The organism is Parafrankia irregularis (assembly GCF_001536285.1).
Lineage (GTDB): Bacteria > Actinomycetota > Actinomycetes > Frankiales > Frankiaceae > Parafrankia > Parafrankia irregularis.
The window spans coordinates 340,319-366,219 of sequence record NZ_FAOZ01000004.1 but is presented as its reverse complement, the minus strand read 5'-3'; the positions used below and the strand labels follow the sequence as shown (position 1 = coordinate 366,219).

Annotated in this window: 22 protein-coding genes and 1 pseudogene; 11 read left to right on the top strand and 12 right to left on the bottom strand. The window is 66.3% G+C overall.

What is annotated here, in order from left to right:
• Positions 1–79: 79 nt before the first annotated feature.
• On the bottom strand, positions 80–1,021 hold the full coding sequence (locus tag AWX74_RS08605; protein ID WP_091273453.1) for a pentapeptide repeat-containing protein: 942 nt from the start codon (positions 1,019–1,021) through the stop codon (positions 80–82).
• Between the two features lie 213 nt (positions 1,022–1,234).
• Here AWX74_RS08605 and AWX74_RS39900 point away from each other — a divergent pair, with 213 nt between their 5' ends.
• The gene (locus tag AWX74_RS39900; RefSeq protein ID WP_165615530.1) at positions 1,235–1,408 is read left to right on the top strand and encodes a hypothetical protein; all 174 of its coding nucleotides are present in this window, start codon (positions 1,235–1,237) and stop codon (positions 1,406–1,408) included.
• Positions 1,409–2,051: 643 nt separating this feature from the next.
• Here AWX74_RS39900 and AWX74_RS39445 read toward each other — a convergent pair.
• The 9 genes and pseudogenes from AWX74_RS39445 to AWX74_RS08570 form a co-directional block, all read right to left on the bottom strand.
• A complete protein-coding gene (locus AWX74_RS39445; RefSeq protein ID WP_131799432.1) occupies positions 2,052–3,356 on the bottom strand; it encodes an NsdA family TPR-like regulatory protein in 1,305 nt (434 codons plus the stop codon).
• A 192-nt stretch (positions 3,357–3,548) separates the two neighbouring features.
• Positions 3,549–4,622, bottom strand: a complete 1,074-nt coding sequence (locus AWX74_RS41190; RefSeq protein ID WP_091273768.1) for an SCO2521 family protein — start codon at positions 4,620–4,622, stop codon at positions 3,549–3,551.
• A complete protein-coding gene (locus tag AWX74_RS08595; RefSeq protein ID WP_226931135.1) occupies positions 4,622–5,653 on the bottom strand; it encodes an SCO2522 family protein in 1,032 nt (343 codons plus the stop codon). Before AWX74_RS08595 ends, AWX74_RS41190 begins: the two co-directional genes overlap by 1 nt.
• Positions 5,628–6,548, bottom strand: coding sequence for an SCO2523 family variant P-loop protein (locus AWX74_RS08590; RefSeq protein ID WP_091273448.1), 921 nt, complete (start codon positions 6,546–6,548; stop codon positions 5,628–5,630). Before AWX74_RS08590 ends, AWX74_RS08595 begins: the two co-directional genes overlap by 26 nt.
• A gap of 14 nt (positions 6,549–6,562) precedes the next feature.
• The gene (locus AWX74_RS08585; RefSeq protein WP_242666137.1) at positions 6,563–8,563 is read right to left on the bottom strand and encodes an SCO2524 family protein; all 2,001 of its coding nucleotides are present in this window, start codon (positions 8,561–8,563) and stop codon (positions 6,563–6,565) included.
• A gap of 401 nt (positions 8,564–8,964) precedes the next feature.
• Positions 8,965–9,483, bottom strand: a complete 519-nt coding sequence (locus tag AWX74_RS42460; RefSeq protein WP_114476370.1) for a transposase — start codon at positions 9,481–9,483, stop codon at positions 8,965–8,967.
• A pseudogene (locus AWX74_RS42825) lies at positions 9,484–9,718 on the bottom strand (transposase); the annotation flags it as partial.
• Between the two features lie 159 nt (positions 9,719–9,877).
• Positions 9,878–10,183, bottom strand: a complete 306-nt coding sequence (locus AWX74_RS08575) for a GlsB/YeaQ/YmgE family stress response membrane protein (RefSeq protein WP_193209771.1) — start codon at positions 10,181–10,183, stop codon at positions 9,878–9,880.
• A gap of 164 nt (positions 10,184–10,347) precedes the next feature.
• Positions 10,348–10,866: a hypothetical protein gene (locus AWX74_RS08570; protein WP_193209772.1), complete on the bottom strand. Its 519-nt coding sequence runs from the start codon at positions 10,864–10,866 to the stop codon at positions 10,348–10,350.
• Between the two features lie 409 nt (positions 10,867–11,275).
• Between AWX74_RS08570 and AWX74_RS08565 the strand changes: the two genes are divergently transcribed.
• From AWX74_RS08565 to AWX74_RS08550, 4 genes are all read left to right on the top strand, one after another.
• The gene (locus AWX74_RS08565) at positions 11,276–12,730 is read left to right on the top strand and encodes an amidase (RefSeq protein ID WP_091273441.1); all 1,455 of its coding nucleotides are present in this window, start codon (positions 11,276–11,278) and stop codon (positions 12,728–12,730) included.
• 125 nt (positions 12,731–12,855) lie between these two features.
• On the top strand, positions 12,856–14,037 hold the full coding sequence (locus AWX74_RS08560; protein WP_091273438.1) for a PP2C family protein-serine/threonine phosphatase: 1,182 nt from the start codon (positions 12,856–12,858) through the stop codon (positions 14,035–14,037).
• A 107-nt stretch (positions 14,038–14,144) separates the two neighbouring features.
• On the top strand, positions 14,145–15,536 hold the full coding sequence (gad, locus tag AWX74_RS08555) for a glutamate decarboxylase (protein ID WP_091273436.1): 1,392 nt from the start codon (positions 14,145–14,147) through the stop codon (positions 15,534–15,536).
• A 578-nt stretch (positions 15,537–16,114) separates the two neighbouring features.
• Complete coding sequence (locus AWX74_RS08550) at positions 16,115–16,477, top strand: hypothetical protein (RefSeq protein ID WP_006541685.1); 363 nt, start codon at positions 16,115–16,117, stop codon at positions 16,475–16,477.
• Between the two features lie 242 nt (positions 16,478–16,719).
• Here AWX74_RS08550 and AWX74_RS08545 read toward each other — a convergent pair whose 3' ends face one another.
• Entirely contained in the window at positions 16,720–18,177 is a 1,458-nt protein-coding gene (locus AWX74_RS08545) for an aldehyde dehydrogenase (protein ID WP_091273433.1), read from the bottom strand.
• A gap of 719 nt (positions 18,178–18,896) precedes the next feature.
• Between AWX74_RS08545 and AWX74_RS08540 the strand changes: the two genes are divergently transcribed.
• Together AWX74_RS08540 and AWX74_RS08535 are read left to right on the top strand one after the other, a co-directional pair.
• Positions 18,897–19,775, top strand: a complete 879-nt coding sequence (locus AWX74_RS08540) for an HpcH/HpaI aldolase/citrate lyase family protein (RefSeq protein ID WP_165615540.1) — start codon at positions 18,897–18,899, stop codon at positions 19,773–19,775.
• 212 nt (positions 19,776–19,987) lie between these two features.
• Positions 19,988–20,758, top strand: coding sequence for an SDR family NAD(P)-dependent oxidoreductase (locus AWX74_RS08535; protein ID WP_193209773.1), 771 nt, complete (start codon positions 19,988–19,990; stop codon positions 20,756–20,758).
• 71 nt (positions 20,759–20,829) lie between these two features.
• Here the strand turns inward: AWX74_RS08535 and AWX74_RS08530 are convergent, their stop codons facing one another.
• Entirely contained in the window at positions 20,830–21,807 is a 978-nt protein-coding gene (locus AWX74_RS08530) for a TIGR03621 family F420-dependent LLM class oxidoreductase (RefSeq protein WP_091273424.1), read from the bottom strand.
• Positions 21,808–22,035: 228 nt separating this feature from the next.
• Here AWX74_RS08530 and AWX74_RS08525 point away from each other — a divergent pair, with 228 nt between their 5' ends.
• From AWX74_RS08525 to AWX74_RS08510, 4 genes are read left to right on the top strand one after another with little or no spacing between them, the layout of a single operon-like run.
• Positions 22,036–23,226 carry a CaiB/BaiF CoA transferase family protein gene (locus AWX74_RS08525; RefSeq protein WP_091273421.1) on the top strand — a complete coding sequence of 397 codons (1,191 nt, stop codon included), beginning with the start codon at positions 22,036–22,038 and terminating at the stop codon, positions 23,224–23,226.
• A gap of 46 nt (positions 23,227–23,272) precedes the next feature.
• Positions 23,273–24,568 (top strand): aromatic ring-hydroxylating oxygenase subunit alpha, encoded by a 1,296-nt coding sequence (locus tag AWX74_RS08520; protein WP_091273762.1) that lies wholly within the window; start codon positions 23,273–23,275, stop codon positions 24,566–24,568.
• A gap of 14 nt (positions 24,569–24,582) precedes the next feature.
• Positions 24,583–24,951, top strand: a complete 369-nt coding sequence (locus AWX74_RS08515) for a hypothetical protein (protein ID WP_091273419.1) — start codon at positions 24,583–24,585, stop codon at positions 24,949–24,951.
• A gap of 16 nt (positions 24,952–24,967) precedes the next feature.
• Positions 24,968–25,801 carry a TauD/TfdA dioxygenase family protein gene (locus AWX74_RS08510; protein WP_091273417.1) on the top strand — a complete coding sequence of 278 codons (834 nt, stop codon included), beginning with the start codon at positions 24,968–24,970 and terminating at the stop codon, positions 25,799–25,801.
• The last annotated feature ends 100 nt before the right edge of the window (positions 25,802–25,901 follow it).

Sequence of the window (25,901 nt, the reverse complement as noted above, 5' to 3'; positions counted from 1 at the left end):
GCCCATGGCCCCGTAAATCGCTGCCCGACACGGACCTATCCGCCCCAAGTTCCTTGGTGCACGCGCAGATATTCCACACTCAGCGCTCCCATGAATCAGGCCGTGGCATGCCACTCGGCAAACTTGTCCACCCATTTCCCATCGCCAGCGAAAGCTGTTGATAACTTAACCCTTGAATGTCCGAGAGGTTCGCCCCCTCGAGCCTAGCGCCAGAAAGATTTGCGCCGCCCAGATAGGCACCCGATAGCGTCACATTGGCCAGCCGCGCCTCAGTCAGATTCGCACCAATCAACAGAGCATCGGTTAGATTCGCACTGTCGAGAAAAGCATTGGTCAAGTCCGCCCTGACAAGCATTGTTCCCGTAAAGTCGGCTCCACCTAGTCGTGCACCGGTAAGGTCTGCGCCAGTAAGATCGACCCGAGCAAAATTTGCGCCTGTCGCCTGCAGACCAGCCAGAGCGGCCAGGCCAGTGAGGCGGGATCCAGTTAAATCCGCACGAGGAACACCATCCAGTACCGGCAGTCGACCCAAGACCGTCACCGCAGCATGCACGTCGACTGCAGCCCGCATTGAAATACTATCGGGATCACCTTGCGGTGAATCCTGCCCGGACGACACAAGGTCCACACTTCGGACTCGCACAAAGGCCGAAAGAACCTCGACGATCATACGCTGATCCTCCGGACTATCGGTCGCGATCCGCTCAAGGGCATAAATTCCACCAAGGCGAATTCCGAGATCATTATCATTGAGAAGCTTTACCGCTTCAACATAAAGTTCACGGACGTGCGTGTTAGCATTGGCGTGCCGAATTTCCGCATTCGCCTGCCGAGTTTCACTGAGTGCGATTAGGCCACCCGCAACCGCAATTAAGGTGGTCGCAGCAGTGAGCAGGCCACTCTGAAGGGCCGCTCTAGCATCCCCGACATCAGCATCCGTTCCCGGGTATATGTAGTGCGGCAAAAAAAAGACCGCCGCCGCCATACACCCGGCACCGATGATCGCGCAGATTGCAATCATCCATAGTCCGCTCCTACTAGTTCGGTGTCCTGTTCCCCCGCTACTGGCCACGACTCATTTCTACGTCATCTCTGGACACTGCAACAAGACCTACCGTGTCGACTGGTCCCCAACAGACAGCATAGTAAATGCCATGTGCGAAAACTTCCGGGCTCTATCTCTTTCAGGTTGTTCTCGCTGGTGTAATATTTGATCTTGTTGAGGTAGTCCGCGATGAGGGGTGCGGGCCCCATCGGCAATCTTGGTGTAGGGGAAGAGCCAAAGGCTACTGTTCCAGGTATCGATCCAGATTCTGATATCAGTCTCGAAGCACTGGACGAAGGTATGAACACTGCGGCGGATCAATTATTCAGTGAACAGGAAAACCGAGCGTTCGACCTGAGTTGAGCCAAAACGAAACGGTCAGGGAGAAACCGGCGTCGAATCAAGAGTGACGCTCCAGCCAGATCCTGAGATCGGCAGTTTGGCGCAATTAACTATTCGTCGTAGCCCGGGTGGACGTTGAGATCCACCGGTACGGTCTTGTCGAACAGGAAGAAACGGAAATGGCGGCGCCGGACTGCGCTAATGACGGTTCTATCGCCGGCATCGAACACGGGGAACAGCCTGGCGTCCCTTGCGCCGCAGATATTCGTGGGTACGCCGTTCGGGCACGCCGGACAGAATTTTCTGGTAACGGTCAGGGGCCTGGATCTGACTTTCTCATCGACACCGTCATTTTGCCACCGTATCCGAGTACAACCCAGCCTCGGCCGCAACCGTTAGGTACAGCAATCCCTTCGTGCACCGCTGAACAATCTAGGGTGACTCGGCCATGCCTCGATCCATCCCATTCGAGGCAAAAAGATTTCAGCTCGCCCATCCTCCGAGAGTGCGCTCCGCAGCACGGCAGGGCCAGAAAACCGCACGAAAAAATTAAAAGCAAACTCTAGAAACTATGCGGCGAAGCGCCAGATGTAGCACTCCTTATTCGCGCCGGCGAACCCTGGCCCGTCGAAACATCTTGACATCCAAAAATATTCTCGAAGAATTATATCGGAAAAAGCGGAAGAGAGGTGCGAGTGAAGACCTCAATCTGCTCTTGAATATCGCGAGCCTCAGCCTGATCCGTGAATCGGTTCAGTGAGCGATGGACTAGTCCAATCGTCTTGACCAGGTCATTTATTCTTTGCTCGGGCGCAAGACTAAACACATCCTGCAGTGCCTCCGAAACTCCGTCGATCTCCCCATTCAATGATCTCGCCAACGCGAGACTGATACGAGAGTCGGCTTGGCAGGTGAAGTCCCACTCCGGCTGCTGCGGATCGCTGTAGGCTTCGACCGCCTGTATTGAGTAACGCTCCGCAGCCTCACCCTCGCTTGGAAGACAGGCGAGGGCACGCCCAGCGTAATAAAGCTGGCGCGACTCCCCGAAGGTACAGATACCACCGAATTCGTCCAGGTCGTCCGGTCGAGCACTTTCCCTCACTCGCTCGGCCTGCAAAATCAGCGATTTAGCCTTATCGGCGTCCCCCAATGCAGCCCACGCCCGCGCCTCGCCTGAAAAGAGCCAGACACCCGCACTACTCTTAGCAGCCCGAGCAAACTCCTCGCCGGACTGCGCATAGCGAATAGAATCATGCGGACGGTCGGCCCAGTAACAAACAAATGATTGCAGCCCGCGGATCCACGCTCGCATCCCGTTATGGTCAGAATACTCTGCCCACGTAAAAGCCGATCGCGCATGCGCGAGCGCAATTTGCGGTTTCCCGACATCGTTTCCAGCGTATGCAAGCATGCCCGCGACGAGTGACGCTAGGAAGTAAAGCTGCTGCGCGTTCGCGGGCTTCTGACGGAGCTCCAGGAGGGAGAGAATTGAATCCTGTGCGTCAACCAGCCTTCCTAGAAGCATCGGGAGTGGCGTGACCGGATAAATGCGAGCCAGTTCGCCTACTTCATCTGCGATCTGCTCAATCGTCTCCCCACCTGCCAGCACGTTTTTCCTCGTAATGAACGTGCGAGATCGTTCAGCCGCCATGGTCAATAGCTCCAAATCCGACGAAGAAGGAGAAGTGCTACCCGACAAAGGTGAAATGCTCGGGTTCCATGGAGCCAGCAAGTCTCTTGCCGGCATTCCAAAAAAAGCCTCTAGCACCCTTTTCGTAGCGGGACTAGCCATCTCTCGATCACCCGATGCCAGACGCCGAAGATGCTGGGCACTGATAGTCACCCCTCGCTCGTTCAGGCGAACTGCCAGCTGCTCGAAATCTTTCGCGATCTCCTCATAGGTGCGGTCGTACTGACGAAGAATATTTTCCAGAACCGTGCGCGAGGGACGGTTTTCCCTTCCAGTCATTCTTCACTTCTCCCATCCTGCAGGGGCATGGCATGGTAATTATGACACACTTCTAGAGCAATGTGAACGAGCTTCGCTGGCCTTCGTCGACGCGCGCGGGAGGATCTGGCTCTCTGCAGAGGAGGCTTAGAATGTGCCCCATAAGGCGAGTGGATCACATGCAGGATCCACAGCATGAGCGGCCACCTTGCCCTACGGCTGGTACCGGACGAGCTCTGGAAGCTCGTATGAGCACCTGGCCAAGGCCCTCGACGGGCTTTCGAGTATGGCCAGCAGTAACTGGTTCTGGATCTGTCCTCGTAGGCTCGCCCACTGCTTCGAGAAGCCGGGCCGTCGTTCCAATGCGGCCCATATTCCGGCGAGGCCTTCCGAGACCTTCGCCCCTGGCATCCACAGATGTAGCAGGTGATCGACGGCAGGCCGGATCCGTGCAATAACCTCCGCCGCCGGATCGATGCCGATCCGGCTCTGCTCTACCAGCGAACCCACGGTTGACAGGAGCCAGTCGTGTAGCGCGAGATCCTCGCAGGCGACCACCACCTCGGTCGGATCACGAAGCTGCGGGGGGAGTAGCAGGCGCAGCGTCCGCAGAGATCCATCGTGGACGACAAGTTCGATGTCGGCCGCTGACGATTCTTCCAGGTCAATCGCATCGGGAGACCGCCAGGTGACGGCAAACCGAAGTCTCGTCCGGCGCGCCCGCAACATCGTCACCCGGTCGATATGTGGCAACCGTTGCACCTGGTTGAGCAGGCGGTTCCCCACCGCGCCGAGGTCGAGATGCCCCGGATTCGGGTCGGCAACGGAAGCCCGGTCCGGCTCCTGAAGGAAGCCCCTGGCAAGGTCGTGGCCACTGCCGCGCCCGTGGACCTCGACCACTCCCGGATTGGTCAGATAGTGCGACCAGGGCAACCTGTGTTCCCCGGCGGCACGGACAAGCCGCGCTCGTGCCGAGGCCTGGAGGATGATTCCGCCAGTCACGGAGACCCGAGCCAGGACGGTGCCGATCCCAGTCGCGGCGGTACCTGAGCCACTTGCGAGTGGACAGTGCACACCGGTCAGCTCGTCCCGTGACATCGCGTGGGCTAGCGGTCGAGTTACTGAACGGACCCGGTTCCCCGGGTCCAGATCGAGTAACTTGGTCGTGATTTCAGTGCTGACGCGGTGGGAGTTCTGCAGGAGCGTCGTGTGCACCTCACCGACAAGTACGTCCAGGTCGGTGGACAACCTTGACGTTCCCCCGGCATCCCGATCCCGAGCCGGCATCACAGACCCAGGAACAGATAGGAGACGCGGTCGGCGGGTGCGGCTGGTAACACAACCCCCTCATTTGCCGCGCGCCGTATCGAGGATACCGAGGCAGCCTGGTCAATACCGAGCTGACCGAGGATCACACGCACCGCGTGTTCGACCGGAAGATAGGCCGTGTCCAATATAGAAAACGTACGGTAGGCGCAGAACGGCGGCGCCTGCCGCCTCATCTGGCCGATCGCGGGGAATTCAGACCACCGCTCAGGGAGGTCCACGGGGTCAACTGGCACTGGTTGCACCACGCTCTCCCCGCGTGCCCGCACCAGACCCAGCCTCAACAGCTGCCAAACCGCCGCCAAAAAAGAACATGACCACCTTGTCTCCGCCTGGAGATATTCGCTGCGAAGCTCGACGTCAAGAAAGATCGAATGGCGTCGCGAGGCGTTTTCGGTCGGCGGTCTCCATATCTGCGGTTTTCCCATTGCTGGAGTGCCGACGGTTCCCGAAGATCTCGATCCGTTGCATAGCCAGCCACTTTCGTGCACTGGCGGGCGCGCGCCGTTCGTCCCGTAGGACGGATCAGGAACGAGCATAGTTTCAATCATTTGTGCGAGCGGAGTCACACCGTTCTCCGCACACGCGGACTCCCGCGCGATGTAATCAATTGTAAGGCTGCTGGCTGCCGCCGCTGCGAGCAGTTCAGGTACCACTGTGGCTGGCGGCGGCATAGCCTCTTGCTCCGAGTAGTCGTCCACGAGCAGGCAGGTGGCGATCCTAGGACTGTCCAGTTCGAGGCCCGCCAGACTCGCCAACCGTGAGCGTTCGGCCCAAGGCGCGATCCGACGGAACTGACGGCTCAGCGTCACGCCCTGGTCTCGGAAGTCCTCCGGATAGAAGTGACCGAGCTCCACCGATAGATGGGATAATGGCACATCGACAGTGCGCTCGACGGCGCTCGTTTCTTGGAACACTGCTCGGGCCACAGCGGATGCGGCTTCGACAGATACCCATTCCACTGTCTCAGAGCCCTTCCCATAGATTGTCATCAGTCAGCCGTCTCGCAAGAGCCTCGAACGCCTGCCCGGTCTCCTCGTTAACGATGCGGACAGCCGCGATGTCCTCCTCGACGATTATCTGTTCACGCCACTGCAGGACCGGATCGAGAGGAATTGATCCCAGCATCATGCTCATTCCAAGGTGAAGTTTTCCAGCCAGCTTCTCCAGGTCAGTGTTGTACGACTCCAGCCAGACCGACTGTTCTGGGCGCAGGGCCGCGAACTGGGCCGAGTCGGGTTCGAGCACAGCCGTACGCACGAAGCGGATACGATCCTCCAACTCGCGGCGCTCATGCCCGAAACCCGAGCCGGTATCCAGAATCCCTTGCGGGCCATACACCAAGCCCGCCGCAGCGACTATATGTTGGCGGGTCCAGCGGTGGAACACCAACCAGCGCGCGGTTTTCGTCGCGATTATGGGATCAGCGGTCACCCGCAGCGCGAGCTCGGTCGCGTAGGATCTTCCGGAGCTCAGATCGACGAGAGTCAGCTCGAACTCCTCGTCGAGGCGGAGGAACAGGTCACTACAGCGGCGGACCATACCGTCATCGACGGGGAAATCGCCGCCACCGGCATCACCGGGCAGTAGCGTGAGCCGGCCCGCCCCGAGTGGTTTGGACCACCTGCCACCGAGTCTCGACCGTGCCCAGATGTCGAGCTGCTCCGCGTCCGCCGCTCCGCCCGCAAGGTAGGTGTGCAACCCGGAGCCGCTGGAGGTTCCCTGGCCCGCAGCCTCGACACCGAAAATGGCCCCTGCGGTCGGCGAGCCGAAATCGAAATCGAGATAGCACACATTGCTGCCCTGCATCGCGCGTCGATACGCGATATTGCAACTCGTCACGGAGCGGCCGGTACCGCCCTTGTCTGAGGTCGCGAAGATTATCATAGGTCGACGGCCGGTCAGGCCCACCTTGCCAGGGCCAGCGCGTCGAGTTCCCGTAACGCCTTCTGCAGGATTGCGATCGCGGTGGCGGGTTGGAGCTCACGTATCTCTCGAGCGCGCCGCAGATTCGTTTCGATCCCGCACAACTGGGTGCGCGTGGGCACCGCGAAGGACCATGATTGGCGAAGAAGCTCACACGCGTGCAGGTGGTCGGCCTCGGTGAGCATCTCCAGAGCCAGATCGGCCAGTCTTTTGCTATATGGCGCGATTTCGGAGATGCCGGCGACGGCGACCAACGACTCCATGACCCGTTCGGTAAAATACCACGATGGATTAGTCCCCGCCCACTCGTCGGACGCGAGCGCATCGCCTGGGTTTACGGCGTCACCCGGATTGAAGACGTTGCCAATATTGTCCCAGAGCATCGCATTCGGGCCGGCTGCGACCTGGCGCCGCTGTAGGTGCTGCGACCAGATCTGGTCAGCAAGCGTAACCAGCCTGTCTCGTAGAACGCTGTCGCGGGTGATGTACGCTGTGCGCGCGACACTCTTGAGCAAGGTCGTCGAGAAGTCGGCCACCTGCCACGCGACAGGCGGCCCTAGGGTCTCGGCACCGGTCAGTTCAATGCGTATTCCAGGATCATGCAGGGTGATCGCCAGCTCGCCTTGGCGTGCCCGCCCGGTGACCCGCCCGCGGCGCGCCAGTTGCTCCAAGATTTTCGCAACCCGTTCGATGTCAACATCTCGGATACTCTGCTCGGTGGTCAGTGCCTCAACAGTTATCGAGGTTGCTAGCAGACTCTCGTAGTCCGTCTCGGTACCTTCATTTTCGGGCTGCCGACCCCGCCATGGGATCTCTTCGAGCGCCCAGCGGTTACGACCGAAACGGGCAATGGTCGCCCAGTAACGCTGCGCCAGTTTCAGACGGATCCGCAACGCACGGGCAAGGCCCTGCTGCTCCGGAGTGATGAGATTCAGTCTTTTAGTGCGATCAGAGAATAGGTCGGTAATTCCGTCCAACGCGACGAGGGTGAAGTAGAGCGAGACCTTTGCCTCGGCCACCCCGGGAGCGTGACTTACCCTCGAGGCCGTGCCGACCTCGACTGGCGGCGCGTCCCTGGTGATACCCCAGGTCCATCCGCACTCGAAAAGCTGGGTGTCGTCCTCCATCACCTCCGAGGATGGCGTCTCAACGTCCATTGTCAGTTCGGACAGAGAGGCGCGGACCTGGGCGAGTGCATCGCGAAGTTCATAGAGAACGTTCTCCTGGGACGATCCGCTGACATTGACTAGATCGCACAGCTCCCGACCATCCTCGGATTCTGCCGTGAAGGAGCGCACCGTGAAGCTACGGAGAGTCCCTACCATTGCCGCCGTCAGCCGGCCCGCGGCGGCCGTCTCCAGCGCATTCATCTCCTCCTGCCAGCTGGCACGTCGTACCGTCGGCCGGAGCTCCTTTACGAAGCCGAGGACGGCGAGAGAGAGAGTAATGGACATCGAGAACGAGTCCACCACCTCCAGCTCCAGCTGCTCCACGGTCAATTCTTCACCGTCACGCTCAGGCTGGAAATAGGAGCCTCCAGCGAAACTCGGATTTCCTTTCTCGTCCGAATACCGCTCCATGTAGTCCAGGAGGGTTCGGACCATGACGTGCGGGATCTGGCGGCAGTCACCGAGCTGTGCGAGGGCTTCGGCTACGTCGCGTGCCGTCTCGTCCGGCCTGACGAAGCCCATCCCGGCCATCTGGTAGCCCGGGTACATGATGCAGAGCAACTGCTCGGCATCGCTTATCGAGTTCCGTCCGTTGCGGCCACCGAACATCCATTCCTCGTTGACGAACGAGTACCTGGTGGTCGCCTTCCAGATCTCCAGCAGGAGCTGCCGCGGTCGGATGTCCAACGCTTGTACCCCCTGCCCTGACGTTCGGCGGCCGCGCACGGTCAGTGGTGCGATCTCCAGCCGGGTGATCAGCGGTGAGCTGTCGGGCAGCTCAGCGGGGGCGGCGGGTCCGCCGGCCACCACATGCGCCTGGCATCTCATTGCCCCGGGCCATATATTGCCACTCAAATCCGATACAGTGTCTGCTGGTAAGCAACAAATCGCACATCAAGAGAAATATATCCCGGGGCGGCATCCGCAGGCACGGGCTCTGTTCGGGTCCCGACCAGGGTCGGGTGGGCGGTTCGCGCAGGGAAACGTCTCCGGCCCGCAGGTTGTCCCAGGGGCCGCACCTTGCCCCTGGGCCGGAGCCGCACCTGGACTCGCACTGACCCTGCCGGCGAGTTCCCATCCCTTGCCCAGGCTCGGCGGCGCTTAACGGCGGCTGTGCGGGAGGCCCGGATCGCTGAAGGAACTCCGGATGGCCGGCACGATGGCGCCACGTGATCGAATCGATCGCTTCCGACAGCTGCCGGGCAGCCTCAGGGAGATCCCGCCAGAAGGCAGCAGCCCAGAATGCCACCCATAACGGAGCTGATGACGCCGACGTGCCGAGGATTCCGGTCGGGTCTCGCCTTGGAAGTGCCAGCCTCGCGACCGCGCCGGCGATAAGATCGTCCCGAGACGGAGCAGCACTGTCCGCTTCGGGAAGCTCCCGACGTTGGCGCCTCGGTGCAACCGTTCCAATAGGTTGTCCGACCAGATCTTGCGCCAGTGCGGTTCGGGGAATCCGCGAACGCGGTCAGGTCGGCCTTCGCGTCACGCAGCATGCCCTCGACCGCGGGCAGCTTCCTGGCGAGCAGGTCCGCGACGGTGTCGACTTGGGCTCGCACGAGCTTCGCGGTCGACGGCGCGAAGCTCGTCTTGATTGCGGCCGTGACCATCGACGCAGCATGCTTGGAAACCCGGACGGCGACGTTGCGCTGAAAGTGAAACGGGCAACGCTGCCATCCAGTCCGGTCAGGACCTTGCTGACAGCGGCGGTCAGCCCCGGTGGGCATCGGAAAGGACCGGCCGTACCCCCGACTACGCCAGGCGTCGGCTTCCCGGTCCAACGCCGCGCAGACCCGAGACACCTCCGACTTCGAGATTCCCGTGTCCACCTCCAGGCGCAACGAGGTCGTTCGTCGCCCTTACGCACGTAGCCTCCATCACCACCGCGTGTAGGGCTACGTCGATGCACCGGCGGAGTTCGAGCAGCGACGGGAAGAACGACCCGGTCCGCGTCTTCGGGATACCACCGTCAGATCCCCGACGGTCGTCGCACAGCCGGCCCGCGTTCCCTCACACGCAGACGGGCAGGTCATCGGCCTGGGAGAACCCGGGCCGGTGACCTGCCGAGCTAAAGAGGATCTCTCGCTCACTGAGAGCCGGACGGCGCCGGCTCAAGCGGAACTAGCGGCGGGCGTACCGGCGGCTGTGCGGGGCCCGGGAGATGCCGCGGCCGCTGAAGGAACGCCACAGGGCGAGCACGATGATGGCTCCGACGATCGAGCCGACGACGCCCGACGGCTGCAGGGCGCCCTCACCGAGATCCTTACCGAAGAGAACATAGCCGAGAAAGCCGCCGACGAAGGAACCGACGATTCCGACGCCAATCGTACCGAGAATTCCGATCGGGTCCCGGCCCGGGAGAACCAGGCGGGCAACCGCGCCGGCGACAAGACCGAGCAGGACCATGACGACGAGGAAGGTGACCATCAGCGAGCTCTCCCTTACCAGGATGTTTTTGCCTTCAAAGTTCGGCTGAGATCCTTGTTCCCGAGCGGTTCCGACACAAACATGTTTCTCTCGAAAATTCGCGATCCGGCAGCTTTACCCGGTTTCCGCGGTCGCCGGACAAAACGGCGTGCGATCGGGCGAGGTCAGTCGCCGGAGCGGGCGGACCGTGCCGCCCCCCGGCGGTGCATGGTCCGCCGGAGGATCAGCAGCACCGCCACGCCGAAGGCCGCCCCGCCGGTGGCGCGAGGACGGCGCCGCGCCTGCTCACCCACGGTTCGAGCGGCCTTTCCACTGGTCACAGCGGTCCGCTCGACAGCTGCCGCCGCCTGCGGATGCTGGTCGAGCTGGTCCCTCACAGTACTGAGAGCCTTGTCCTTCGCCTCGACGGTCCGTTCCGTCGCGGTCGCGACGGTCGGGTTCTGGGCAACCTTCTCCCGGACCGCGCCCGCCGCCCGCTCCGCGACGTCCCGCGTCTTCTCTGTGGCCGAAACCACATGCGGGGCGAGGCCGGTGGTCATGTCGTTGAACTTCCGGCGAATGTCGGCGGCGCTCACACCGCTGTCCGTCGCGGCAGCGTCCAGGGGGCGTTCGGCCGCTTCCACGGAAGCGGCACCGCCGGTATCCGGCGCCGTGCTGGCCCCGGTATTGGCGCCCTCTTTCATCTCGCGGTCCTCCTCGATAGATCGCGCATCTCGCGCGCGGTGAGCCGATGGGGACCCGCCGGTTGCCGCACGCATCTTTCCTTCCCGACTACCCGTGGAATTTCGGCATAACCCACTGTTTCGCAGGACAGTGACGGAACCCCACCCCACGGTCCGTGCGCGCCGCCACCGGTCTGACGTCCCTGCCGGACCGGACCCGAGCTGGTGGTCGCTGGCGCGACGAAGATCCTCAACTCTTCGACGACGCCGCGGCCGGCGGCCGGCGAACGGCGAGTGGCAGGTGGCAGGTGGCACCGCGCGCGCCGGCTCGTATGTCTCATGTCCGGCAACGGAGCGCGGCGGCGGGGCGGAGTCGTCTAGCGTTCCCTTCACGGCTCCCGCCGCGCTTGTCGCGCCAAGGAGGTGCCTGATGTCGGATACCGCTGCTGTGTGGGCTGACGATGGCCAACCCGACGGCCTCTACGGCCTGCGGGAACTCGCCGCGCAGCTCGCGGCCGGGACGATGAGCTCGCAGGAGCTCGTAGCGGCCAGTCTGGAACGCATCCAGGCGACGGCTTCCACCCTCAACTCCTTCCGGGTTCTGCGCGCGGACGAGGCGCTGCGAGAGGCCGCCCAGGCCGACCGGCGGCTCGACGCCGGCGAGCGGCTGCCGCTGCTGGGCGTTCCGATCGCCATCAAGGACGACACCGACATCGCCGGGCTTCCGACCGCGTTCGGCGCCGCCGGTGACTTCCCGCCCGCGACCGAGGACTGCGAGATGGTCCACCGGCTGCGCGCCAGTGGAGCGATCATCGTGGGGAAGACGAACACCCCCGAGTTCGGGCAGTGGCCGTTCACCGAGGGGGCCGCGTTCGGCAGCACCCGCAACCCCTGGAACCTGGACTACTCGCCCGGTGGGTCCTCGGGCGGGGCGGCCGCGGCGGTCGCCGCCGGGCTGGTACCCGCCGCGATCGGCTCCGACGGGGCCGGCTCGGTCCGCATCCCCGCCGCCTGGACCCACCTCGTCGGCATCAAGCCCCAGCGCGGACGGATCTCCAGCGCACCGGTGACCGAGCAGTTCAACGGGTTGACCACCTTCGGCCCGCTGACCCGGACCGTCGCCGACGGCGCCCTGCTGCTGGATCTGCTGGCCGGCAGCCTCCCCGTGGACCGGGACCGGACCGCCCCACCGATGGAGTCGTTCGTGCGGTCGGCCGAACGCCCGCCGCCACGGCTGCGGATCGGGCTGTCGTTGCGGATTCCGTACAGCGGGATGCCGGCCACGCTTGATCCCGCTGTCCGCTCCGCGGTGGAACGCCTCGCCGAGGTGCTCGCCCGGCTCGGGCATGAGGTGGTGCCGCTCGATCCGCCGTACGGGCTGCTCGGTCTCCTCTTCCTCCCCCGGTCGATGGACGGCATCCGGGACTGGTCCTGCCGGGTTCCGGATCCCGGCCTGCTCGACCCGAGGACGCTGACGAACGCGCGCAACGGGCGGGCGCTGCGGCCGCTGCTCGGTCTGACCAGAGTGGTCGAGGCTCCGGCCCGGGCGTACATCGGCCGTGTCTTCCGCCAGGTGGACGTCCTGCTGGCACCGACGACCGCGGTGCCGCCACCTCGGGTCGGCGAGCTCAACCGCCCGACGAGCTGGGAGACCGATCAGGCCATCGTCGCCGCGGCTCCGTACACCTGGCCGTGGAACGTCCTCGGCTGGCCGGCGATCAACGTCCCGGCGGGGCTGACCGCGGCCGGCCTGCCGGTCGGTGCGCAGCTGATGGGGCCGGCCGGCGGCGAGGGCCCGCTGATCTCCCTCGCCGCGGAGCTGGAGGACGTCGAACGGTGGTACACCCGCCGGCCGGGCCGGTTGGAGACCTCGGCACCCGCCTGAGACCGGCGAACCCGGTACCGGCCGGACCCGATGGCCGACGAGCCTCCGATGGCCGGCCAGCCCTTGTTGACGGAGAAAATGAAGGTCTCCGGCTGACAGACACCGTCCGCCCGGGACAATGGCGCATGCTCACCAGCGTGGTTCACCGGGTCAGGGCCTACACCGACCCGCTCACCGCCGCTCTGCTGGTCCTCGCCGCCGGGATCGCCGTCGGTGCGGCCACGGATCTGTCCACGACCGGCTATTTCGGTATCGGCGCGCTGGTCGCGGCCGTGACCTGTCCACCGCTGGTGACGCTGGGTCTGGGTCTGTGCTGCGAGGTCGTGGCGGTGGTCTCCGGGGTGTGGGATCACCGTTTCGGCAGCGGCCAGCACATCGCGGCGTGTGTGCTGGTCGCCGCCCAGGTGGCCGTCGCGGTGTACATCTCGGCCCACCGGATCCGCCGGAGCTCCGAGCTGCAGCAGGTCCGGGCGGTCGCGGAGGTCGCTCAACGGGCCCTGCTGCCGGACGTGCCGAAGACGCTTCACGGTGCCGGCTTCGCCGCCCGGTACCTCTCCGCGGCCAAGGAGGCGTCGGTCGGTGGCGACCTCTACGAAGTCGTGGCGACGCCGCACACGATCCGCCTCATCATCGGCGACGTGCGAGGCAAGGGGCTGCCCGCCGTCCGGCTCGCGACAGTGGTGCTCGGCGCCTTCCGCGAGGCCGCGGTCACCTGGCTCGACCAGGGGCAGGTCGCGGCCGCCTGCGCACGGTCGGTGAGCCGCGAGGCGGATCCGGAGGACTTCGTGACCGCACTGCTGGTCGACATCCATCCGGACGGCCAGCTCAGCCTGTGCTCGGCGGGTCATCATCCGCCGCTGCTCGTCGGCACCACGACCACGACCACGCTGACCTGTCCGTCCGGCCCGCCGCTCGGGCTCGGTGAGCAGTTCGCCACGACGGTCACGGACTGGGAGATCGGCGACCGGCTGCTGCTGTTCACCGACGGCCTGATCGAGGCGCGTGACGGCAATCGTGCCTTCTTCCCGCTGGACCGGCACGTCGACCTGCTCCGGGAGGTGTCGCCGAACGCCGCCCTCGATCAGCTCACCGCCGCGCTAACCAGCCATGTCGGTGGCAACCTGCACGACGATCTGGCGCTGCTGCTGGTCGAGCGGCTGGCAACGGCCCCGCCGCAGCCCCGGAGCCGCTCGGCCGCGTCGACCGGTCAGCCCGCCTCGACCAGCCCGACCGCCTCGACCAGCCCGACCGGCCAGACCGGCCAGACCGGTGCCCAAGCGGACATCCCGCTGGCCGACGCCCGCTGAGGGCCCACGACTACCACCCTCCCCGCTCGGTACGTCACCTGGCGTAATCGATTGCTGGGTCGCAGACTCTTGGCGACACCGGTGACGGCGGGAGGGAGGGACGTCCGATGGCCCTGCATGGTCGGGCGAAAGGCGAGCACCGCGACCAGACCGTCGCGATACGCCCACACCTGGCGGTCCCGGACGCCGACACCACGGTTCCCCGGTTCCGGCTGCCCCGCTCGTCGATGCCGGCGGCGACGGCCTACCAGGTCGTGCGCGACGAACTGATGCTCGACGGGAACGCCCGCCTCAATCTCGCGACCTTCGTCACCACCTGGATGGACGAGCACGCCGACCGGCTGATGGCGGAATGCGCGGCGAAGAACATGATCGACAAGGATGAGTACCCGCAGACGGCCGAGCTGGAGGCACGCTGCGTGAACATCCTGGCCAGGCTGTGGCACGCCCCGGACGCCGCCGACACGATCGGCTGCTCGACCACGGGCTCGTCCGAAGCCTGCATGCTGGCCGGGCTCGCCATGCTGCGCCGGTGGCGTGGCGCCCGGAGCCCGCGCGACGCACCGGCCCCGAACATCGTCATGGGCGCGAACGTGCAGGTCTGTTGGGAGAAGTTCGCCCGTTACTGGGATGTCGAGCCCCGGCTGGTCCCGCTCGCGCCTGGGCGCACCCATCTGACACCGGACGAAGCGGTCGCCCGCTGCGACGAGAACACGATCGGGGTGGTGGCCGTCCTCGGCTCGACCTTCGACGGGACCTACGAGCCCGTGGAGCAGATCGCCCGGGCGCTGGACCACCTGGCCGAGACCGGCGGCCCGGACGTCCCGGTGCACGTCGACGCCGCCTCCGGCGGGTTCGTCGCGCCGTTCTGCGACCCGGACCTGCACTGGGACTTCCGGCTGCGGCGCGTCGTGTCCATCAACACCTCAGGCCACAAGTACGGGCTCGTGTATCCGAGCGTCGGCTGGGTTGTGTGGCGCGACACCGAGCACCTTCCGGCCGAACTGGTGTTCGACGTCGACTATCTCGGCGGCACGATGCCGACGTTCGCGCTGAACTTCTCCCGACCAGGGTCACAGGTGGTAGCGCAGTACTACTCTATGTTGCGGCTCGGCCATGCCGGCTATCAGCTCACCGCCCGCACGTGCCGTGACAATGCGCGATGGCTTGCGGACGAGGTCGCCAAGCTGGGGCCGTTCGAGCTTGTCTCGGACGGCTCCGGGATCCCCGCGTTCGCCTTCACGACGAGGGCTGGCACGGATTTCAGCGTCTTCGACGTGTCCGAGGCGTTGCGGACCCGCGGCTGGCTGGTGCCTGCCTACCGGTTCCCCGCCGATCTGACGGACCTGGCCGTGCTGCGGATCGTGATCCGCGCGGACTTCAGCCGCGAGCTGGCGCACCTGCTGGTCGAGGACCTTCAGCGGGCGGTCAGCCGGCTGAGCGGCCAGGCCTCCCGGCCGGCGTGGTCCGCCGCGGACCAGGCTTCGTTCCATCACTAGTGCTCGTTCACGGGCGCCTAGGCCCAGCTCACAGCCATGATCCGGCCCACACCGAAGGAGGAGGGAGACACGATCAGGACAACACCCCAGGCGACCGCCGGACCAGCCGGGCGTCACGGAATGTTTCGCTCCGGTGAGCCCCGGACGATCGGAGGAAGTGTCGTAATCAGGACGGCGACCACGTGTCACAGCAACTGAGAAATTCTTCATAGAATGAACATGAAAACCCAAGAAAAACATGGCTGTTCGGCTGGCCGCCGGCCGGTCCGCCGCCGCGGCGCCGGGCGATTGCGCGGGTCAGGGGCCCACGAGGCCGGTGGCTTGTGCGCCCGTTTGTACCTGCCGATCGGCAGGATTACACCTGCCGATCGGCACGGTGGCACCAACGGACCGGCCGGGCAACGTAGCACGGGTCACCCGACCGGCGGGCACCGAACAGCCCGTCCTGTTACAGCGAACACACCATTCGGCGGGCTGTATTCTGGCAAACACTTAGCGTAACGCGGCGAACCTCACCATGACGACAGCCGCAAAAGTAGGCATTGTTGAAGTTAAGCGAAATCGAGAAAGGTGATGCAATGCATTCTGTGACCTCTCCCACGGCCGCGGTGCAGGCGAAGAGCCGGTTAGCCGGTGACGTCCCGCGCCAGCCTCAGCGCCGGCACCGGGACAAGGTGAGCCGTGCCGACCGAACCCTCATCGCCGTCCGCGACGCCCTGGCCCGGGCCGACCGACCGGTACGCGCGCGCGTCCTCGCCCTCGACCTCGGCCTCCCGGCCGCCGAGGTGACCGCCGGACTGCGCAGGCTGCAGGACAGCGGTGCCGCCCTCTCCCACGCTCGTCGCTGGGTCGCCGTCGACCCGTCGTCCAGCCCCGCCGCGCCCGCCGCGCCGGGCTGTGATCGCTCCGGCCCCAGCCAGCCAGGTCACAACCAGCTGTGACCTCCTACTGCTGAGCTCCCGGCAACGCCGGCCTTCCCGGTAACGCCGAGCTCCCCCATAACCGCGCCGCTCGCCCGCGAGCGGATGCAGGGCACAGGACGCGGTGTCGTCGCGACCGGTCACGCGACACGCTCGCGCCCACCCACGGACTGGGTTCCAGCGCCTGCCCGGGGGCCGCGTCAACGGCCCCGAGGCAGGCGGAACCCGGTCGGTTTCCCGGTGACCGGTCCAGCCGACGACGTTCAGGATGCCGGGGCCACCGAGATCGACTTCACGTCGAGGTAGCCCTCGATGCCCTCACGGCCCAGCTCACGCCCGATCCCGCTGGCCTTGACCCCACCAAACGGGGCGTTCGGGTCCATGCTGTAGGCCTGGTTGACGCCGAAGGTGCCGCTGCGGACCTTTCGTGCCACCGCGAGCCCGCGCTCGATGTCGGACGTCCACACCGAGCCGGACAACCCGTACTCGGTGGCGTCCGCGATGCGTACCGCCTCGGCGTCGTCGCCGTACGGCAGCACCGTCAGGACCGGGCCGAAGATCTCCTCCCTGGCGACCCGCATGCCGCTGTCGACGTCGGCGAAGACGGTCGGACGCACGTACCAGCCGCTCTCGACACCGGCCGGCAGATCGCTGCCGCCGGTGACCAGCCGGGCACCTTCCTTCTGGCCCTCCTCGATGTAGCCGCGCACCCGCTCCTGCTGGCGCTGGGCGACCATCGGGCCGACCTTCGTCGCCGGGTCGGACGGATCACCGACCGGCAGCGACTCGACCATCGAGACCAGCGCGTCGAGGTACTCGCTGTACCGCGACCGGGGGACGAGGATCCGGGTCTGGGCGACGCACGCCTGCCCGCTGTTCATCAGCCCGGCGATCTCCACCCCTGCCGCCACCGCGGCCGGGTCGGCGTCGTCGAGCACCACGGCCGCGGACTTGCCGCCGAGCTCCAGGCTGACCCGCTTGAGGTTCGACCCGCACGAGGCGGCGACCAGGCGGCCGGCCGCCGTCGACCCGGTGAACGACACCTTGTCCACGCCTGGATGTGACACGAGGTACTCGCCCAGGTCCCGGTCGCCGGGCAGCACGCTGACGACACCCGGCGGCAGCCCCGCCTCGGTGAGCAGGTCCGCCAGCACGTAGGCGTCCAGCGGCGTCTCCGGGGACGGCTTCAGCACCACCGAGCACCCGGCGAGCAGCGCCGGCACCAGCTTCCCGACGGTCAGGAACAACGGCATGTTCCACGGGACGATGGCGGCGACGACGCCGATCGGCTCCTTGCGGACGATGATGTCCTGCCCGTAGAAGCCCTTGCGCGGCTCCTCCCACGCCAGGTTCACCGCGATGTCGGCGAACGCGCCCATCATCATCCAGGGCAGCGCCACATGGGACAGCTTCGCGAACGAGATCGGCGCACCCATCTCGGCGCTGATCAGCTCGGCGAGCTCCTTGCGGCGCGGCTTCACCAGCCCGGCCAGCCGCCGGACGACCTCGGCGCGCTCCGCCGGGTCGAGACGCGGCCAGGGGCCTTCGTCGAAGGCGAGGCGCGCCGCGGCCACGGCCCGGTCGACGTCCGCGTTGCCGGCCGCCGCGATGCGGGCGATGACCTGCTCGGTGTGCGGCGAGACGACCTCGATCACGCCCGTGCCCGTGCCCGCCGGCGCGACCCACTCGCCCCCGATGAACAGATGTTCTTGCTCCTGCATGAGTCCCTCCGGACACGGCCCGCAGTAGTGGTCAGTCATTGATGAGCAACATCTCCGGACACGCCGACGATCCCGGCATCCCACCGCGCCCTCGGCACCGCACCGCACCGCATCGCACGGCACCGCATCGCACGGCACCGCATCGCACGGCACCGCGCCGCGGCCCACCCGCCCGCCGCGCAGCCGCGCACGGTTGCAGTTGCCATGCGACAACACTAACGTTGCAGACAAAGTCGAACAACCGAATCCAACTCCCTCCCAGTCCATGGGAAAGTGATCCAGCCAGAGAAAACCGGCCGCGCGGCCGTGGGCGGTACCACGCCGATCGCATGCCTTCCCACCGAGGGTGATCAGTGGGCGGTCCGCCGACACCGCCCCCAGCCGACCCACCCACCAGCGCAGCACGGCTCCGGAAGTCGACGCCCGAACGATCCCCGGGATCGAAATCGGATCAGATCTACAACATCAATGAAGCACCGCGGTGGGATCACAGCCCTTTCGAGAACCCTCCCGCGAGCTGATTCGGACAGGCCTTCCCGGCTCGTTCAGGAGATCACCGAAGCAGCCGCGGAATTTGCCGTCATCTGACCGGGAATCCCGGCCGGAGCAGGAACAGGGAGGCAGTTTTGCCCACACGAGACGTGCCCGAATCCCCGGCCTCGGAGGATCCGGCCACGGTGGCCACCGATGCCGGCCGGCCACGCGCCCGCAGGTCCGAGCTGGCCACTCCGGCCAGCAGCGCAAAAATGTGCGAGAAAGCCGCGGCCTCAAACGCCGACCTGGTTTTTCTCGACCTGGAGGACGCCTGCGCGCCGGCGGCGAAGGAGGCGGCCCGGGGCATCGCCGTAACCGCGCTCACGGGTCTGGAGTGGGGGCGGACCGTTCGCGCCGTCAGGGTCAACGGCCTGGACACGCCCTGGTGCCACGACGACATCATCGAGGTCGTCACCGGCGCACGCGAGGCACTCGATGTGATCATCGTGCCCAAGGCTCGGTCCGCGCGGGATGTCTGGTGGGTCGACGTCCTGCTCACGCAGCTGGAGCACAAGCTCGGGCTGACCCGGCGGATCGCGCTGGAGGTCCTCATCGAGGAGGCCGAGGGCCTGGCGAACGCCGCCGAGATCGCCCGGGCCAGCAGCCGCCTGGAAGCGATCATCTTCGGTGCGGGTGACCTCTCCGCCTCGCTGCGGGCCCGGGTGGACGGAAACTTCGATCCAGTAGGGGACTATCCGGGAGATTTCTGGCATTTCGCGCGGGTTCAGGTGCTTGCCGCGGCGCGCGGAGCGGGCATCGACGCGATCGACGCGCCCTACCCGGCGTACCAGGACATCGAGGGCTACCGGCGCTCGGCCACGCATGCGAGCCTGCTGGGGTTCGACGGAAAGTGGGCGATCCACCCCGCCCAGATCTCCGTTGCCAACGAGGTGTTCGCCCCGACCGCGCAGGAGGTCGCCGAGGCGCACGAGGCGGTGGCCGTCTACCGGGCGTCCGAAGCCGAAGGGGTCGGAGCGATCGGGCGCGACGGCCGCCTCGTCGACGCCGCGCACATGCGCCTCGCCGCGAACACGCTGTACAAGGCCTCCCTCGCCGGCGCCTGACCCGGCCTGACCACCGGCAGTGGTGACGGTCGGCGCCGGCCCCACCGCCAGTGGTGGGGCCGGCGCACCGAAAATGCGCACGACGAAATCCCGCCAGCCGCGGCGATTCAGCCTGCCGGCTTGACGGGGACTTTTTCTGAACGACCTACGAAGCTCTCATGATTACTATCTCCGCATCTTCACTCCGCACGCATTATGTGTAAACTGTCGGCATGGTCGAGCAGATTCCCGATTCTTTGGCAGTGCGCCGTCTCGAAGGGAAGGTCGCGGTGGTGACCGGCGCCGGCTCCGGTATCGGCCGGGCCACTGCCCTGCTTTTCGCACAGGCCGGCGCCAGGGTCGTCTGCGCGGATATCAGCGGCCGTGAGGACGCTACCGCCGCGGCCATTGGTGACGGTGCGGTCGCGGTGCGCGCCGACGTCTCCGTGGCCGCCGACGCAAAGCACATGATCGATACCGCCGAGCGCGAGTTCGGCCGACTTGACGTGCTCTTCAACAACGCCGGCTTCGGTGGTCCACCCAAGCCGCTCGCCGAAATCGAGGAAGAGACCTTCGATATTCTGGTCGCGGTCAACCTCAAGGGTGTCTTCCTGGGCATGAAATACGGGATCGCCGCGATGCTGCGCCATGGCGGCGGCTCGGTCATCAACACGGCGTCAGCCGCCGGGCTCGTCGGGTGGAAGGGTAAGGCCGGATATTCCGCCGCGAAGGGCGGGGTCATCCAGCTCACCAAGTCCGCCGCCCTGGACTACGCCGAGAGCAACATCCGGGTCAACGCCATCTGCCCCGGCATGACCTGGACGGGCCTCGCCAACGCGTCCGACGACTCCGCGCCGCCCGACGGCAGCAAGCTCCCCCAGCCGATGCGGCGCTGGGGCCGGCCACAGGAACTGGCCACGGCCGCGCTGTTCCTCGCCAGCGACGAGGCCTCGTTCATCACCGGTACGGCGATCCCGGTCGACGGCGGTTACGTCGCCCGCTGATCTCGCCCGGGTGGCCGCTCGCCCTGTGCGGCCACCCGGACCACCGGTGCCGCGCCCCGCGGCGGTCAGCGTCACCTGCCGGTCAGCCGCTCGACCACGGAGGCGAAACTTTCGACCTCCGACTGCTGGATGCTGACGTAGTTCACCCCGAACGCCTCGCGGCGTTCCTGCAGCCGCTCGACGATCTCGTCGGAGGACCCCACCAGCACGTTCGGGTGCAGCATCAGGCCGCCCGCGTCCACCTTCATCGTGGCCGCGACCCGACCGACGGCCTCCACAGCCTCCTCGGCGCCCCTGGTCACCCGGGTGAAGAACGGCGAGCTCTCGATGTCGAGGCCACCGAAGCGCTCACCGGCGGCGTCGCGCACGTAGCCGACCCGGCGCACCGCCTCCTCGGCGGGCGTCAGGCCGTCGGAGTTCACCGGGACGAACGGCACGTTGGAGATGCTGACGATGTCGGCCACCTGCCCGGCGAGGGAGAGCACCCGCCGGCGGCCACCGCCGATCATGATCGGTGGGTGCGGGCGCTGCACCGGTCGCGGCAGCCCCGCGTAGCCGGTGACGTTGACGAACTCGCCCTTCTCGTCGATCTCCTCTCCGGACCAGTGCGCCTTGAACAAGGAGATCGCCTCGGCGAGCTTGCTGATCCGGCGCCCCGGCGCGTCGAAGGCCACGCCCATGGCCTGGTACTCGGGCTCGCTCCAGCCAGCGCCGATACCGAACTCGAGGCGCCCGTCGGAGAGCAGGTCGATCGTCGCCGCCTCCTTCGCGAGGACGGCGGGCACGTGGTAGTCGACGCAGAAGACCCGACAGCCCACGCGCAGCGTCGTCGTCACCGCGGCCGCGGTGGCCATGGCCGCGATGGGAGCGAGGTACTGCGGTGGCCACCTGGCTTCCCGCTGTGCCGGCCCCGGGCCCAGGTAGTGGTCGGCGAGAAACAGGGTGGAGAACCCGAGGTCCTCGACCCGGCGGGCCAGGTCACGCCACTCGGTCGCCGACTTCGCCTTCGTGGCCTGGACCGCGAAGCGGAAGGGTCGCTCGTTCGTCACGGCCGGAGAATAACATGCGCGTCCGACTATAGGACGACCTCACATCTCGTGGTAGCGTCGTTTCCGGTCAGCTAGATCGTCGTTCTCATCCACCTTCCGAGAGGACGGGCCCATGGTCAAGGGGTCAGGGGCAGGTGCCGCCGCCCCGTGGATCGTGGGACGAGAACTCCCGGCTGAGCTGGGAATCGGCGCACTGTCCAACCGCGGGCACACCGGGAGCTGAGCAGCATGCACGCACTGCAGGGCGTCAGAGTTCTCGATCTGGGCACCTACCTCGCCGGGCCGTTCTGCGCGACGGTGCTGGGCGAGTTCGGCGCCGACATCATCAAGGTCGAGCGCCCCGGCACCGGCGACAACCTGCGCCGGTTCGGCACCGACACGGACTGCGGCGACACCCTGGTCTGGCTCAGCGAGAGCCGCAACAAGCAGTCGGTCACCCTCAACCTCGCCGACCCGCGCGGCCTCGAGATCCTCCGCGAGCTCATCGCGACGGTGGACGTGGTGATCGAGAACTTCCGGCCCGGCGTCATGGAGCGCTGGGGGCTCGGCCCGGAGCAGATCGCCGAGCTGAACCCACGGGCGGTGCTGCTGCGGGTCTCGGCCTACGGGCAGTCCGGGCCGAACCGGGACCTTCCCGGCTTCGCCCGGATCGCGCACGCCTTCTCCGGCCTCGCCTACCTCGCCGGCGAGCCGGACGGACCCCCGGTGACCCCCGGCTCCACCTCCCTCGCCGACTACATGACCGGGCTGTACGGGGTCATCGGTGTGCTGATGGCGCTGCGGGCACGGGAGAGCACCGGGAAGGGCCAGGTGGTGGACCTGGCCCTGTACGAGTCGGTCTTCCGCGCGCTCGACGAGATCGCGCCGGCCTACCAGCAGCTCGGCTTCGTCCGGCAACGGATGGGCGCTGACACCGTGAACGTCCTGCCGCACAGCCACTACCGGACAAAGGACGATCGCTGGATCGCGATCGCCTGCTCCAACGACGACATGTTCGCCCGGCTGGCCCGGGCCATGGAGCGCCCGGAGCTGGCCGACGCCGACCAGCTCGGCCCGAAGGCGAACCGGCTCGCCGCCCGCGGCCTGGTCAACTCCCTGGTGGGCGAATGGGTCGGCTCGCTGCCCTGCGACGAGGTGCTGGCCCGCTGCCGGCAGGCCCAGGTCCCGGCCGGGCAGCTCTACTCCATCGCCGACATCTTCGACGATCCGCAGTACCGGCACCGGCAGACCATCACCGTCGAGGAGTCCCGGATCGGACCACTCGCCGTGCCCGGTGTCATTCCCGCGCTCTCCGACACCCCGGGCGAGATCCGCTGGCTCGGGCCCGAGCTCGGGGCGCACACCGACGCCGTACTCACCGAACTGCTGCAACGGCGCCCGGAGGAGATCACCCAGCTGCGCGCCGACGGGGTGATCTGAGCCAGCGAAGTGCACGAAATCGATTCCGTGAAAGGGGATGAAGCCGATGGCCATCCAGGAACGGCTGGCGACCGGTCGTGGGAAGTACACGCCGGGTTACCCGGATCTCGACACCGGTCCGGTCGACTACGAGGACTCGATCTCCGAGGAGTTCTTCCAGGCCGAGCGGGAGGCGATCTTCAAGCGGACCTGGCTGAAGGTCGGCCGGGTGGAGCAGCTGCCCCGCAACGGCACGTTCTTCACCCGCGAGCTGGTCGGCCTCGGCTCCATCGTGATCACCCGGCACACGGACGGGCAGGTGTACGCGCTGCACAACATCTGCGCGCACCGCGGGAACAAGGTCGTCTGGCAGGAGCACCCGGGTAACGAGACCCAGGGCACCGCCCGGCAGTTCGCCTGCAAGTACCACGGCTGGCGCTACGGCCTCGACGGCAAGTGCACCTACGTCACCAAGCGCAACGAGTTCTTCGAGTCGCTGCCCGACGACCAGCTCGCCATGCCGCCGCTGCGCTGCGAGGTCTTCGCCGGGTTCATCTTCGTGAACTTCAGCCAGGACGCCCCACCGCTGCGCGAGTTCCTCGGCGAGAAGCTCGTCTCCGAGCTGGAGAGCTGGCCGTTCGAGAAGTTCACCAACCACTGGTCCTTCCGGACCAAGGTCAAGGGCAACTGGAAGATCGGCATCGACGCGCTGCTGGAGTGGTACCACCCCGCCTACGTCCACGGCCGGTTCCTGAACACCAACGTGGCCGAGGCGGAGAAGCTCGTCCCGCCGATGGACTCCTACCACTACGACCTGTTCACCCCGCACATGCTGACCTCGGTGCCCGGCCCGCCCGTCCTGAAGAAGAAGGACGGCTCGGTCGGCCCCGCCGCCCGCGACATGAACTGGGCCTACCGGCTGTTCCGGGCTGGTCTCTTCGGCCCGGACGACGTCCGCGAGGATCTCGGCCACCTGGCCGACAACCGCAACCCGGGCGGGATCCGCGCCTGGAGCAACGACCAGTACTGGCTGTTCCCGAACCTGTCGATCCAGCTCTGGGGCCGCGGCTACTACATCACCTACCAGTACATCCCGGAGACGGTCGGTACCCACGCCTACGAGGTCGACATCTACTTCCCCGAGCCGAAGACCGCCTCCGAGCGGCTCGCGCAGGAGCTCGTCGTCGACAGCACCGTCGAGTTCGCGATGCAGGACACGAACACGGTGGAGGCGACCTGGTCGCAACTCAACAACCGGGCGCTGCAGACCTTCCACCTGTCCGACATGGAGCTGATGATCCGCCAGTTCCACAAGGTCGTCCGGGACGCCGTCGCGGCGCACCAGGCCGGCAGCGAGAAGTAGAGGGGCCCGCCGCCATGACCACCACCGTGGACGAATCCGGGAACGCAGCCGGGAGCGTCTCGCTGCCGGAGCGGTTCAGTGCCCTGGAGCCCTGGGTCGCCGACTGGGCGCTGGCCACCCGGGAGGAGCGTTACCAGAAGCGGCTGTCCAAGACCATCGACGAGCTGCAGGCGTTCTACGACGCGGTCGCCCCGCTCGCCGAGGACGCGATCGCCTATCTCGACACCCGCGACGTGCACGCGCTGTCCGACCAGGACACCCGCCTGCTGCACCTGCTCTACTCGATGATCATGACCTCCTACCCGGTCAACATCTTCAAGCAGCCGCGGATCCCGGACTCGGGCGCCGCGTACTTCGACACCGCCGTCGAACCGGCCCTCTGAGAAGGCGAACCGCGCCATGGGCGTCACCACAAAGAAGATCACCCCGAACACGGGGACGGAGTTCAGCGGCCTGACGGGCACCCAGCTCGTCGACAAGGGCGTCGCCGCGGACGCCCTCGCGGCCCTGGAGGAGAGCGGCGTCGTCGTCTTCCGGGAGGCCGACATCGACGACGAGAGCCTGGTCGCCTTCGGCCGGCTACTCGGAAATGTCCTGCCGCTGCCGATGGGCGGCCACCGGCTCAAGGAGATCCAGCGGATCACCCGCGACGCGTCGCAGAGCAAACTGGCGGCGTACCGCGAGGCCACGTTCTACTGGCACATCGACGGGACCACCGGCGAGGTGCCGGACAAGGCCACCCTGCTCACGGCACGCCAGATCTCGGGGAGCACGGAGGGCGACACCGAGTTCGCCAACACCTACGCCGCGTACGAGGCGCTGCCCGACGAGGAGAAGGCGCGGCTGGAGGGTGTGCGTGCCCTGCACAGCTTCGCCGCCTCCCAGCTCGTGGCCAACCCCGACCCCTCGCCCGAGGAACGGGCGGCCTGGGACCGCAACCCGACCCGGGAGCAGCCGGTGGTGTGGACCCGCCGCAACGGGCGTAAGTCGCTGCTGGTCGGGTCGACGGCGGGCGAGGTCGTCGGCCTGCCCGCGGACGAGGGCCGGACGCTGCTCGACCGCCTGCTGGACTGGGCGACCCAGCCGCAGTTCGTCCTCCGGCACCGCTGGACCCAGGGCGATCTGGTGATCTGGGACAACACCGGGATGCTGCACCGAGCCCTGCCCTACGGACCGACGTCCTCCAGACTGATGCACCGTGCATCACTGGCCGGCGAGGAGCCCGTCGCGTAATGCTGTTCGCATGGTGCGAGAGCGCGTCAACCGCCTGGTGGTTCACTCGCTCTCGCACCGTCGAGGGATCACAGCGACGTAGCAACCAGCTACCACAGGG

What these genes read in the sequence shown, in the direction of transcription:
- AWX74_RS08605 (WP_091273453.1), bottom strand. Translation starts at nt 1,021, where the DNA reads ATGATTGCAATCTGCGCGATCATCGGTGCCGGGTGTATGGCGGCGGCG.
- AWX74_RS08535 (WP_193209773.1), top strand. Translation starts at nt 19,988, where the DNA reads ATGGTCGAGCAGATTCCCGATTCTTTGGCAGTGCGCCGTCTCGAAGGG.
- AWX74_RS08515 (WP_091273419.1), top strand. Translation starts at nt 24,583, where the DNA reads ATGACCACCACCGTGGACGAATCCGGGAACGCAGCCGGGAGCGTCTCG.
- AWX74_RS08565 (WP_091273441.1), top strand. Translation starts at nt 11,276, where the DNA reads ATGTCGGATACCGCTGCTGTGTGGGCTGACGATGGCCAACCCGACGGC.
- AWX74_RS39445 (WP_131799432.1), bottom strand. Translation starts at nt 3,356, where the DNA reads ATGACTGGAAGGGAAAACCGTCCCTCGCGCACGGTTCTGGAAAATATT.
- AWX74_RS08590 (WP_091273448.1), bottom strand. Translation starts at nt 6,548, where the DNA reads ATGATAATCTTCGCGACCTCAGACAAGGGCGGTACCGGCCGCTCCGTG.
- AWX74_RS39900 (WP_165615530.1), top strand. Translation starts at nt 1,235, where the DNA reads ATGAGGGGTGCGGGCCCCATCGGCAATCTTGGTGTAGGGGAAGAGCCA.
- AWX74_RS41190 (WP_091273768.1), bottom strand. Translation starts at nt 4,622, where the DNA reads ATGCCGGCTCGGGATCGGGATGCCGGGGGAACGTCAAGGTTGTCCACC.
- AWX74_RS08520 (WP_091273762.1), top strand. Translation starts at nt 23,273, where the DNA reads ATGGCCATCCAGGAACGGCTGGCGACCGGTCGTGGGAAGTACACGCCG.
- AWX74_RS08550 (WP_006541685.1), top strand. Translation starts at nt 16,115, where the DNA reads ATGCATTCTGTGACCTCTCCCACGGCCGCGGTGCAGGCGAAGAGCCGG.
- AWX74_RS08560 (WP_091273438.1), top strand. Translation starts at nt 12,856, where the DNA reads ATGCTCACCAGCGTGGTTCACCGGGTCAGGGCCTACACCGACCCGCTC.
- AWX74_RS08510 (WP_091273417.1), top strand. Translation starts at nt 24,968, where the DNA reads ATGGGCGTCACCACAAAGAAGATCACCCCGAACACGGGGACGGAGTTC.
- gad (WP_091273436.1), top strand. Translation starts at nt 14,145, where the DNA reads ATGGCCCTGCATGGTCGGGCGAAAGGCGAGCACCGCGACCAGACCGTC.
- AWX74_RS08595 (WP_226931135.1), bottom strand. Translation starts at nt 5,653, where the DNA reads ATGACAATCTATGGGAAGGGCTCTGAGACAGTGGAATGGGTATCTGTC.
- AWX74_RS08545 (WP_091273433.1), bottom strand. Translation starts at nt 18,177, where the DNA reads ATGCAGGAGCAAGAACATCTGTTCATCGGGGGCGAGTGGGTCGCGCCG.
- AWX74_RS08525 (WP_091273421.1), top strand. Translation starts at nt 22,036, where the DNA reads ATGCACGCACTGCAGGGCGTCAGAGTTCTCGATCTGGGCACCTACCTC.
- AWX74_RS42460 (WP_114476370.1), bottom strand. Translation starts at nt 9,483, where the DNA reads ATGCCCACCGGGGCTGACCGCCGCTGTCAGCAAGGTCCTGACCGGACT.
- AWX74_RS08575 (WP_193209771.1), bottom strand. Translation starts at nt 10,183, where the DNA reads ATGGTCACCTTCCTCGTCGTCATGGTCCTGCTCGGTCTTGTCGCCGGC.
- AWX74_RS08570 (WP_193209772.1), bottom strand. Translation starts at nt 10,866, where the DNA reads ATGAAAGAGGGCGCCAATACCGGGGCCAGCACGGCGCCGGATACCGGC.